General features: G+C 68.7%; 11 protein-coding genes. 8 read left to right on the forward strand and 3 right to left on the reverse strand.

Going from position 1 to position 10763, the window contains the following annotated elements; all coding sequences use genetic code 11:
- Positions 1-376: 376 nt before the first annotated feature.
- From AC1D1S_RS15360 to AC1D1S_RS15370, 3 genes are read left to right on the forward strand one after another with little or no spacing between them, the layout of a single operon-like run.
- Entirely contained in the window at positions 377-805 is a 429-nt protein-coding gene (locus AC1D1S_RS15360; protein ID WP_243181343.1) for a hypothetical protein, read from the forward strand.
- Positions 799-1032: a helix-turn-helix transcriptional regulator gene (locus AC1D1S_RS15365; protein ID WP_028277135.1), complete on the forward strand. Its 234-nt coding sequence runs from the start codon at positions 799-801 to the stop codon at positions 1030-1032. The genes AC1D1S_RS15360 and AC1D1S_RS15365 overlap by 7 nt, the downstream gene beginning before the upstream one ends.
- Positions 1029-2000, forward strand: coding sequence for an NAD(P)-dependent alcohol dehydrogenase (locus tag AC1D1S_RS15370; protein ID WP_476994844.1), 972 nt, complete (start codon positions 1029-1031; stop codon positions 1998-2000). Before AC1D1S_RS15365 ends, AC1D1S_RS15370 begins: the two co-directional genes overlap by 4 nt.
- Before the next feature lie 28 nt (positions 2001-2028).
- Here AC1D1S_RS15370 and AC1D1S_RS15375 read toward each other — a convergent pair whose 3' ends face one another.
- On the reverse strand, positions 2029-2469 hold the full coding sequence (locus AC1D1S_RS15375; protein WP_028277136.1) for a protein-tyrosine phosphatase family protein: 441 nt from the start codon (positions 2467-2469) through the stop codon (positions 2029-2031).
- A gap of 56 nt (positions 2470-2525) precedes the next feature.
- On the reverse strand, positions 2526-3443 hold the full coding sequence (locus AC1D1S_RS15380; protein WP_243181345.1) for an SDR family oxidoreductase: 918 nt from the start codon (positions 3441-3443) through the stop codon (positions 2526-2528).
- 282 nt (positions 3444-3725) lie between these two features.
- Between AC1D1S_RS15380 and AC1D1S_RS15385 the strand changes: the two genes are divergently transcribed.
- From AC1D1S_RS15385 to AC1D1S_RS15405, 5 genes are all read left to right on the forward strand, one after another.
- A complete protein-coding gene (locus AC1D1S_RS15385; protein WP_243181346.1) occupies positions 3726-4601 on the forward strand; it encodes an IclR family transcriptional regulator in 876 nt (291 codons plus the stop codon).
- 262 nt (positions 4602-4863) lie between these two features.
- Entirely contained in the window at positions 4864-6561 is a 1698-nt protein-coding gene (gene hutU / locus AC1D1S_RS15390) for a urocanate hydratase (protein ID WP_243181347.1), read from the forward strand.
- A 9-nt stretch (positions 6562-6570) separates the two neighbouring features.
- Positions 6571-8163: a histidine ammonia-lyase gene (gene hutH / locus AC1D1S_RS15395; protein ID WP_476994845.1), complete on the forward strand. Its 1593-nt coding sequence runs from the start codon at positions 6571-6573 to the stop codon at positions 8161-8163.
- A gap of 152 nt (positions 8164-8315) precedes the next feature.
- Complete coding sequence (locus AC1D1S_RS15400) at positions 8316-8552, forward strand: hypothetical protein (protein ID WP_243181349.1); 237 nt, start codon at positions 8316-8318, stop codon at positions 8550-8552.
- A gap of 113 nt (positions 8553-8665) precedes the next feature.
- Complete coding sequence (locus tag AC1D1S_RS15405) at positions 8666-9970, forward strand: cation:proton antiporter (RefSeq protein WP_243181350.1); 1305 nt, start codon at positions 8666-8668, stop codon at positions 9968-9970.
- A gap of 30 nt (positions 9971-10000) precedes the next feature.
- Here the strand turns inward: AC1D1S_RS15405 and hutG are convergent.
- On the reverse strand, positions 10001-10763 hold a 763-nt coding region (gene hutG, locus AC1D1S_RS15410), incomplete at its 5' end, for a formimidoylglutamase (RefSeq protein WP_476994846.1).

Genomic DNA, 10763 nt, shown 5'->3' on the forward strand with positions numbered 1-10763 from the left:
GAATACCTTCTCGTCATTGGGAGGGGGATCGCCATCCAGCAGACCACGTCCGGCCTTGCTGTGAGGAGTCTCACGGGAACTTCGTGTCTTTGATTTCAGACTGTGCGGCGCCCCCTCTGCCGGGATTCCCCACCTATGGCAGCGCCCGACGGCGTGTGGTCCCGCGAAGGCGGCGCGTCCCGGCGTCGTGATTGGAAAGGTGGGGAAACTCCGCGCGGGGACCATGTGCGGAGCCGGGGCATGAGCGGCGCCCGCGCACGCCGCCGTCGAACTCAAACCCCAGACGAGTCGAAAACTCTTGACACCTTGTCAGGTTTTCTTTACTTTTGGGATGTCAGGTTTGTTTTACATTGCCTTGGTTGCGCTGGAGCGGCAGATGTCATTTGAAGAAAAGAGCGCCTGGATCATGGGGGTGCTCGCGGCCGCAACCTACGCCGTGTACCTCGCCGTCGTTTTTGGCCTGGCCGGCACCATGCCGCTCACGGAAGTGCCGTATGTGGCGCCGCTGCTGTGGACAGTCGGCGCCTCGATCGGCCTTTCGATCGTGCTTCACCTGGTGATCCGGGCCCTGTCCGCCAAGGACGCCGGCATGAAGGATCAGCGGGACAAGGAGATCTACCGCTTCGGCGAATACATCGGCCAGTCCTTCCTCGTCGTCGGGGCCGTGGCGGCGCTCCTCCTGGCCATGGCCGAGCTCGACCACTTCTGGATCGCCAACGTCATCTACCTGGCCTTCGTCCTGTCCGCGATCCTCGGATCCGTGGCCAAGGTGGTCGCCTATCGCAAAGGCTTCCAGCCGTGGTGAAGCCGACCCGGGTCACGAACTCCATCCGTCGCCTGCGTTTCGAAAACGGAGAGCTGACCCAGGCGGAGCTCGCCGACCGTATCGGCGTGACCCGCCAGACGGTCATCGCGATCGAACAGGGCCGGTACTCGCCGTCGCTTGAGCTGGCGTTCCACATTGCCCACGTCCTCAAAGTTCCCCTCGATGACGTCTTCCAATACCCCGACTTTGAAGGAGAAGCACCATGAAAGCGATCGTCCAGGATGTTTACGGTTCCGTTGAAGTGCTGGAACTGCGCGAGGTCGACGCCCCCGTGCCCGGCGACGACGATGTGCTGATCCGGGTCCGGGCAGCCGGTGTCGACCAAGGTGTCTGGCACCTCATGACGGGCCTTCCGTACCTGACCCGCGTGGTCGGCTACGGGCTCAGGAAACCGAAGACCCGCATCCGGGGCCGGGCCGTGGCCGGCCGGGTGGAGGCTGTCGGCCGGAATATTGTCGGCTTCCGGACCGGGGATGAGGTGTACGGCACCTGTGAGGGATCCTTCGCCGAATACGCGTGCGCAAAGGAAGGCCGGCTCGCGCTGAAGCCGAAAAACCACAGCTTCGAACAGGCCGCCGCAGTCCCGATCTCGGCCGTCACTGCCCTGCAGGCGCTCCGGAACGCCGGCAGGATCCAGGCCGGGCAGGAGGTCCTCGTCATCGGCGCGGCCGGCGGTGTCGGCGCGTACGCGGTGCAGCTCGCCAAGGCGTTCGGTGCGCAGGTGACGGGGGTGTGCAGCACCGCGAAAACCGATCTGGTCCGCTCGATCGGCGCGGACCACGTCATCGACTACACACATGACGATTTCGCAGACGGATCCCGGCAATTCGACCTCATTGTGGACACCGCCGGCAACCGCCCGCTCACCGTCCTGCGGCGGGCGCTCAAGCCGAAGGGCACGCTCGCGATCGTCGGCGGGGAAGGCGGAGGGCGGCTGACGGGCGGATTTCAACGCTCGCTCGGCGCCGGGCTGCTCTCCGTGTTTGTCGGCCAGCGGCTCAGGGGCGTCATGGCCGCAGAGCGGGCGGAGGACCTCCGGTTCCTGACCGGGCTCATCGAGGCGGGCGCGGTGACCCCGGTCATCGGCAAGAGCTACGCCCTGGCGGACGCGCCGGCGGCAATCCGGGACCTGCGTGATGGACACCTCCGCGGGCAGGCCGTCGTCACCATTTGAGCCGGAGCGGTCAGGCCTTAGCCGCCGCCTACGGTGTGCCGGCCGGGAAGCGGGCGACGTACTGCCGCTGCCACGGGGTTTCCACTGTCCGGCGCCGGTACTGGCGGCGGACGTAGGACACAGCCTGGCCGGGCGGGACTCCGTCCAGGATCGCGATGCAGGCCAGCGCAGTGCCGGTCCTGCCGATCCCGCGCCAGCAGGCCACTTCAACCCGTTCGGCCTCGGCCCGGCGCCAGGCCTCCCGGAACGCCTCCAGGGCGTCCGGCTGGTCGACAGGCAGCCGAAGGTCGGGCCAGGGCACCCATCGGGACTCCCACCCCACGGGTGGCGGCTGCTTGCCCAGCAAATACACGCCGAACTCGGGAAACGGCCCGGCCGGAAGGGGGTAGTGCAGGCCGCGGCCACGAACGAGCCGGCCGGACGGAAGAGCCATGATGCCGTCCGCGGAAGCTTCCCACGTGTGCTTCATGAACCGATCGTAGTCCGTCCTGCCGCCGGTTGTCCGTGACCAGGAAGGGGCGGATGTCAGCGGTATCCGGCGGCATCGGCGTCGAGTCCTGCTTCCTGGACCTCAACGAGGTACCTCCAACAGTCCGGCTGCGAGCCGTCGGTGTCGGTGAAGCCGTACTCGCGGGCCAGCGCGCCGGACGAATACGAGCCGCCCGTGCGGCCGAGCACGTTGGGGTCCGCCGCCAGGGCTGCGACCGCACGCCCGACGAACAGGGGGCTTTCCGAGATCGCGGCGAAGTGCGGTTGCGTCCCGGCGGCCTCCCGCCAGTTTGCCTCGGTGACGCCAAAGTGTTCGAGCATCATCTCCGAACGCATCCAGCCGGGCGTCAGCGCCACCGCCGCGCAGCCGGAGGATCTCAGCTCCTCCGCCTGGCTGAACGCCAGGCGGAGCACCGCGGTCTTGACGAGGTCGTAAAACACGGAGACCCGGTAGTGCTCGGCGTTGTACTCGCGCGTGCCGTCGGTCATCTCCACCACCAGGCCGCCGGGGCGGCGGGTGAGCAGCGGCAGCGCGAAGTGGCTCGTAATGAGGTGGGTGTCCAGGCCGAGGCGGAGCATCTGCAGCCCGGCATTCAGATCGTGGGCCCAGAGCGGAGTGTTCCATTCGATGAAGTCCTCGCCGCCCCAGATGTCGTTGACAAGGATGTCCAGCCGGCCCTGCTCGGCGTCGATCCGCTGCACGAGGGCTTCCACCTCGGCGGCCTGGCGGTGATCGACCTCGACGGCGATTCCAGTGCCGCCCGCGGCGTCGACGAGAGCGGACGTCTCCTCGATCGTCTCGGCCCGGTTGTAGTCGGAACGGTGGCCGGAGGTGGTGCGCCCGGTGCAGTACACCACCGCTCCGGCCTCGCCGAGTGCGACGGCGGTGCCGCGCCCCGCGCCCCGGGTGGCCCCGGCAACCAGGGCGACCCTGCCCGACAGCGCTGCATTCACGTCTGTGCCTTTCCCTCCGGGACCTTACGGGCTGGGCTCAGCCGGCGACGGGCTCGCTCCTATGGCGGGGTCCGATGGCGGGGCACGCACCGGAAAGCCGGCGCCCACGTTCATCGGAACACCGGGCGTCGGTCCGGGCTAGGGGCGGAAGGCCCGCCATCGGAACGTGGCACTTGTCCGGCATTCCAGACAGCCGTTCCTGTGGGAGGCTGTCGGTTGACCGCCGCCGGGCGCATGCTTAAGTACGGGATACCGGACACCGCCCGACCGTGAAGAGGATCAATGCCACCCACCAGCACCGCAGTGAGCTCCGCCGCCGCCACGTTGTCCGCAGCGCCTGACACGGCCGCCCCCAAGGCCGTCCACCGGGCCGCCGGAACCAAGGCGGCGTCGAAGGTGCCGGCCGCCGAGAACACGCTGCGCATCCTCAAGCTGCTGGCCTCCCGGCGCGGGCCGATGGCGGCGTCGAACATTGCCACCGCGCTGGGACTGCCGCGCTCCAGCGTCTACCACCTGCTCGGCGTGATGGAGGCGAACGGCTTCGTGCTGCACCTGCACGAGGAGCAGCGCTACGGCCTGGGCATCAGCGCATTCGAGCTCAGCTCGGCCTATTCCCGGCAGGAGCCGCTGTCCCGGCTGGGCCGGCCAATGCTCGCCTCGCTCGTGGACGTGATCGGCGAAAGCGCGCACCTGGCGGTGCTGCACGGCCGCGACGTGCTCTACATCGTGGAGGAGCGGGCCAAGAACCGGCCGTCCCTGGTGACCGACGTCGGCGTCCGGCTGCCCAGCCATCTCACGGCCAGCGGGCGGGCCATCCTCGCCGCGCTGCCGAAGTCGCAGGTGCGGGCGCTGTACCCGAACGCTGCCGCCTTCACGGCCCGCCACGAAACCGAATCGCCCATCATGAAGTACTCCGCGCTGTCTTCGCATCTGGACCAGGTCCGCCAGCGCGGCTACGCCACCGAACACGGCGAGGTCACGCCCGGATTCGGTTCGATCGCCGCCGCCGTGACCGACCACGTAGGGTGGCCCACCGCCGCCGTCGCCGTGACGTTCCTGGAGGACAAGCTGCCCGCGGATCAGTGGCCGGTCCTGGCCGCCCGGGTCCAGAAGGTCGCCAACGAGCTCTCGGTCCGGATCCACGGCCGCCCCGCCTGACCGGTTGCCCCATCCCACCCCACCCCACCCCCGGTTGCGCTGTCACTTAGGGCTCCCATTCGCTCTTTTTAGCAACCGGAAGTGACAGCGCAACGGGGGAGGGGAAGGGTCTGGAATCCCGGACAGCACCCCTCCGGCAGGCCTGTTTCCGCGGCCGCGAAGGGGCTTTAGTTGATACAGAACCTCATTCCTCCGGATACACCAGGACACCAGTCCGAACAGACATCATCCGGCCACATATCCAGCGACAAAGGAGACCCTCATGGCACCCGCCGATTTCACTACCGGTGCCCGCCCGGTCAAAGCAGCCCGCGGCACCGAGCTCACCGCCAAGAGCTGGCAGACGGAAGCCCCGCTGCGCATGCTCATGAACAACCTCGACCCCGAGGTCGCCGAGCGCCCCGATGACCTGGTGGTCTACGGCGGCACCGGCCGCGCCGTCCGGTCCTGGGCCGCGTTCGACGCCATCACCCGCACCCTGGAAACCATGGAAAAGGACGAGACCCTGCTGGTCCAGTCCGGCAAGCCGGTCGGCGTCTTCCGCACCAACGAATGGGCACCGCGCGTGCTGCTGGCCAACTCCAACCTCGTCGGCGACTGGGCGAACTGGCCCGAGTTCCGCCGGCTCGAGGCCGAGGGCCTGATGATGTACGGCCAGATGACCGCCGGGTCCTGGATCTATATCGGCACGCAGGGCATCCTGCAGGGCACCTTCGAGACCTTCGCCGCGATCGCCCGTAAGCTCACCGGAGATGAGAACGGCACGCTCGCCGGCACCCTGACCCTCACCGGCGGCTGCGGCGGCATGGGCGGCGCCCAGCCGCTCGCCGTCACCCTGAACGACGGCGCCTGCCTGATTGTCGACGTCGACGAGACCCGCCTGCGCCGCCGGGCCGGGAAGCGCTACCTCGACGAGGTCGAAACTGATCTCGACGCCGCGATCGCCAAGGTCCTGAAGGCCAAGGAAGAGCGCCGCGGCTGGTCCGTGGGCTACGTCGGCAACGCCGCCGAGGTCTTCCCCGAGATCCTGCGCCGCCACAACGCCGGCGAGCTCACCGTCGACATCGTCACTGACCAGACTTCCGCGCACGACCCCCTGAGCTACCTGCCCGAGGGCATCACGGTCGAGGAATGGCACAGCGAGGCCGCGGCCGATCCCGAAGGCTTCACCAAGAAGGCCCAGGCCTCGATGGCCAAGCACGTCCAGGCGATGGTCGAGTTCCAGGACGCCGGCGCCGAGGTCTTCGACTACGGCAACTCCATCCGTGACGAGGCCCGCAAGGGCGGCTACAACCGCGCCTTCGAATTCCCCGGCTTCGTCCCGGCCTACATCCGGCCGCTGTTCTGCGAGGGCCTCGGCCCGTTCCGCTGGGTGGCCCTCTCCGGTGACCCCGAGGACATCGCGGTCACAGACAAGGCCATCAAAGAGCTCTTCCCCGAGAACAAGCACCTGCACCGCTGGCTCGATGCCGCCGCCGAACGGGTCGAGTTCGAAGGCCTGCCGGCCCGCATCTGCTGGCTCGGCTATGGCGAACGCGCCAAGGCCGGCCTGCTGTTCAACCAGCTCGTCAAGGAGGGCAAGGTCAAGGCGCCCATCGTGATCGGCCGCGACCACCTCGACTCCGGCTCCGTCGCCTCCCCATACCGCGAGACCGAGGCCATGGCCGACGGCTCCGACGCGATCGCCGACTGGCCGCTGCTCAACGCCCTTCTCAACACGGCCTCCGGCGCCACCTGGGTTTCCATCCACCACGGCGGCGGGGTCGGCATCGGCCGCTCCATCCACGCCGGCCAGGTCTCCGTTGCCGACGGCACCGACCTCGCCGCGGAAAAGCTCGCGCGCCTCCTGACCAACGATCCCGGCATGGGCGTCATCCGCCACGCCGACGCCGGCTACGACCGCGCCGTCGAAGTCGCCAAGGAACGCGGCGTCCGCATCCCCATGAACGAAAAGAAGTAGGACTTCACAATGACTGTTACAACCCACGAACCGCTCACCGTCACCCTCGGCTCCAGCGGTGTCACCCCCGAGGACGTCGTCGCCGTCGCCCGCCACGACGTCCACGTCACCATCGCCCAGGACGCCCTGGACGCCGTCGCCAACGTCCGCGCCCACATCGACGACCTCGCCCACAGCGAGGTCCCGGCCTACGGGATCTCCACCGGCTTCGGGGCGCTGGCCAACCGGCACATCCCCAACGAGCTGCGCACCCAGCTGCAGAAATCCCTGATCCGCAGCCACGCCGCCGGCATGGGCCCGGCCGTGGAACGCGAAGTGGTCCGCGGCATCATGTTCCTGCGCGCCAAGACCCTGGCCTCCGGCCGCACCGGCGTCCGCCCGGTGGTGCTGCAGACCATGGTGGACGTGCTCAACGCCGGCATCACCCCGGTGGTCCGCGAATTCGGCTCCCTCGGCTGCTCGGGCGACCTCGCGCCGCTGTCCCACTGCGCCCTGGTCCTGATGGGCGAAGGCGAGGCGACCGGCCCCGACGGCACGCTGTACGGGAGCAAGGATGCCCGCCCGGTCGCCGAGCTCCTCGCCGCGCACGGCATCGAACCGGTCACGCTGGCCGAAAAGGAGGGCCTGGCCCTCGTCAACGGCACCGAGGGCATGCTCGGCATGCTGCTGATGGCCATCGCGGACATCCGCCAGCTGCTTACGACGGCGGACATCACCGCCGCCCTCAGCGTCGAGGCGCTGCTCGGCACCGACCAGGTGTTCCTGCCGGAGCTGCACGCGGCGCTGCGCCCGCACCCGGGCCAGGCCGCCGCCGCGGACAACATGCTCCGTGTGCTGTCCAACTCCCCGATCGTGGCCTCGCACCGGATCAACGACACGAAGGTCCAGGACGCCTACTCGCTGCGCTGCGCACCCCAGGTGGCCGGCGCCGTCCGCGACACCGTGGACCATGCCGCTCTGGTCGCCTCCCGCGAACTGGCCGCCGCGATCGACAACCCGGTGGTCCTGCCCGACGGCCGGGTCAGCTCCAACGGCAACTTCCACGGCGCCCCGGTGGCCTACGTGCTGGACTTCCTGGCGATCGCCGTCGCGGACCTGAGCTCCATCGCCGAGCGCCGGACCGACCGGATGCTGGACCCGGCCCGCTCGCACGGGCTGCCCGCCTTCCTGGCCTCGGACCCCGGCGTCGACTCCGGCCTCATGATCGCCCAGTACACGCAGGCCGGCCTGGTTTCGGACAACAAGCGGCTGGCCGTCCCGGCGTCGGTGGACTCGATCCCGAGCTCGGCGATGCAGGAGGACCACGTCTCCATGGGCTGGCACGCGGCCCGCAAGCTCCGCCGCGCGGTGGAGAACCTGCGCCGGGTCCTGGCGATCGAACTGGTGACGTCGGCCCGGGCGCTGGACATCCGCACCCAGCTCTCCGGCGGCGAACTCACGCCGGGACCTGCGGGCGCGGCCGTGATCGCCGCGCTGCGCGACGTCGTCGACGGTCCGGGCACCGACAGGTTCCTGTCACCGGAGCTCGAAGCGGCGGATGTCCTCGTGGCCTCGGGCAAGGTCCGGGCGGCGGCCGAATCCGCCGTCGGAAATCTCGCCTGAGAAGAAACAAAATGCAGGGCAGCTGAACAATTCCCGGCGCCCCCGAAATCTTTGGCGACACGGACGGCGGGGGCCCGGGAACTGTAGTACAAATGGAGAGTCCACACCAACGAAGTTGTGGCAAAGAACACATACAAAGGGGTAAAAGTTCTATGAAAGCACGCGGCACGGTACTGTCCAGGCGCCTTGCATCCGCAGCTACGGTTTCCGACTGGAGCGGCCTCCGGGTCGGCGAACGCGTCGAAATTGTCAAGCACGCACAGGTCATTGCGGCCGGTGAGGTCGAAGAGGTCTCGGTAAGCGGGAATGTGCTCTGGCTGGTCCCCGAGGGGCCGTCCGAAACGCAGCTTTTCCTGCAGTCCGACGGCGTGCAGGTCCGCCGCAGCTAGGCTGGCCGGGTTTTACGCGTTCACGCGTATCGTTGGGTGAGGGGCGCCGTTCCACAGGGACGGGGCCCCGACTCATCCCCCGGGCATCCGGGCCCGGGCAGGAGGACCACGCAGTGTTTGAGGCTCCCAGCATCGTTTTTGCCGCGGCAGGCATGGCCGTTTTCGCCGCCGCACTCCTGCCCAAGCTGCTGCGAAACGCGCCGCTGTCCATGCCGATGGTCTTCCTGGCCGCCGGCATACTCGCCTTCACATTCATCCCCGGCCTGCCGGCCCCAGATCCCCTGCAATATGGGGAGTTCACCACCCACGTGACGGAAGTCTGCGTCATCATTTCCCTGATGGGCGCGGGCCTCGCACTCGACCGTCCCGTGGGACGACGCGAATGGTCCACCACCTGGCGGATGCTGGGGATCGCCATGCCGGTCTGCATTGTTGCACTGACCCTGCTGGGGCTCTGGGCGCTGGGGCTGGGGCTCGGCGCGGCACTGCTGGTCGCAGCCGCGCTCGCCCCAACCGACCCGGTGCTGGCCTCTGAAGTGCAGGTGGGCGAGCCTGCCGACGACGAGCACGAAACCGAGCGTGGCGAAGACGAGATCCGTTTCGGCCTCACCTCCGAGGCAGGCCTGAATGACGGGCTGGCCTTTCCGTTTGTCTACCTGGCCATCGCCATCAGCCTGTCCGGGTCGGCGCCGTCCGAGTGGTTTTGGCCCTGGTTCCTCACCGATGTCCTGTGGCGGATCGGCATGGGGCTACTCGTCGGCTGGCTGGCCGGGAAAGCGTTGAGCCAGCTGTTCTTCTCCGCCCGCGACAGCATCCGGCTGTCCAACCACTCGGAGGGCTTCGTGGCGCTGGCGGCGACGTTCCTCGCTTACGGGGTGACGGAAATGCTGGAAGGCTACGGGTTCATCGCCGTCTTTGTATGCGCCGTGACCATTCGGGCCGCTGAACGCACGCATGGGTTTCACCGTGTCATGCACGCCTATGTGGAGCAGCTCGAACGTCTCATGACGGTGGTCATCCTGGTGCTGCTGGGCGGCGCGATTGCACGAGGCCTGCTGGCCGGCATTGGCTGGCCGGAGGTTCTGGTGGCGCTGGCGTTCCTGCTGCTCGTCCGTCCGCTGGCCGGCTGGACCGGCCTCGCCCGGGGTAAGACCGGCCCGCGGGAACGGATCGCCATCGCCTTTTTCGGCATCCGCGGCATCGGCTCGCTCTACTATCTCGCATACGCGCTCAGCAAGGGCGACTTTGGAGCCCAGGCCGAGGAATTGTGGGCGTTCATCGGCCTGGTGGTGGGGATGTCCATCGTGTTGCATGGGGCGACAACGGCTCCCGTCATGAACCGGCTGGACCGGCTACGCGAACGGAAGGCTGTGCAGCAACATGGCGACGAGGGCAAGGCGCCGAAAACGCCTATCTGAGGCGGCGGCTGACCGTTCCCGCCGCCCCGCCTATCCCAGCAGCGTATTGACCAGCCGGGCGGCCACTTTGGCGGTGCGGCCGTCGATGTCGAACTCCGGGTTCAGCTCGGCGATATCCAGATGCAGGAGCTTCCCGCTCGCGGCCACCTGGCGGCACACGGCGCTGATCACCGGCAGCGGCACACCAAAGGCCGCGGGAGCGCTCACCCCGGGGGCCGCGGAGGCCGGCAGCACGTCCAGGTCGATGGTCAGGTACACCGCGTCCACCTGTGCCAGGAAGGCTGCCACAAACGCGTGCGCGGCGTCCGCCGAGCAGTCCTCGTCCAGCAGGTAGTCCACGCCGAGCTCGTCTGCCGTCCGGAACAGCGTACGGGTGTTGTTCGGCTCGGAAATCCCGACGACGGCGTAGCGCAGTTCGCGGCCGGCGGCTGCTTCGGCGCGGGCCATCTGGAGGAACGGCGTGCCGGAGCTGGGCACCGGCTCATCGCGGAGGTCGAAGTGGGCATCGAGGTTCAGCACGCCGACGCTCAGGCCCTCGCGCACGGCCGCCGACCCGGCCACGCCGAGATAGCTGGCAAAGGCGGTCTCGTGCCCGCCGCCGAGCACCACGGGAAGCCCGCCGGCGTCGAGCAGACTGGTGATCGCGAGCCCGGCGCGTGCCTGTCCTGTCTCGAGCGCGTCCCCGGCCACGGTGACGTCGCCGGCGTCGTGTACGGCGCGCGTCAGGTGGAACGCGAGCGGGCCGAGCGCGGCCCGGATGGCGGCGGGGGCGGCCGCGGCGCCGGGCCGGCCC

The organism is Arthrobacter sp. P1_A5 (genome assembly GCF_056406825.1).

Excerpts from the sequence above, each read along its gene's own strand:
- AC1D1S_RS15360 (WP_243181343.1), top strand. The coding sequence starts at position 377 with ATGTCATTTGAAGAAAAGAGCGCCTGGATCATGGGGGTGCTCGCGGCC.
- hutH (WP_476994845.1), top strand. The coding sequence starts at position 6,571 with ATGACTGTTACAACCCACGAACCGCTCACCGTCACCCTCGGCTCCAGC.
- AC1D1S_RS15385 (WP_243181346.1), top strand. The coding sequence starts at position 3,726 with ATGCCACCCACCAGCACCGCAGTGAGCTCCGCCGCCGCCACGTTGTCC.
- AC1D1S_RS15375 (WP_028277136.1), bottom strand. The coding sequence starts at position 2,469 with ATGAAGCACACGTGGGAAGCTTCCGCGGACGGCATCATGGCTCTTCCG.
- AC1D1S_RS15400 (WP_243181349.1), top strand. The coding sequence starts at position 8,316 with ATGAAAGCACGCGGCACGGTACTGTCCAGGCGCCTTGCATCCGCAGCT.
- hutU (WP_243181347.1), top strand. The coding sequence starts at position 4,864 with ATGGCACCCGCCGATTTCACTACCGGTGCCCGCCCGGTCAAAGCAGCC.
- AC1D1S_RS15370 (WP_476994844.1), top strand. The coding sequence starts at position 1,029 with ATGAAAGCGATCGTCCAGGATGTTTACGGTTCCGTTGAAGTGCTGGAA.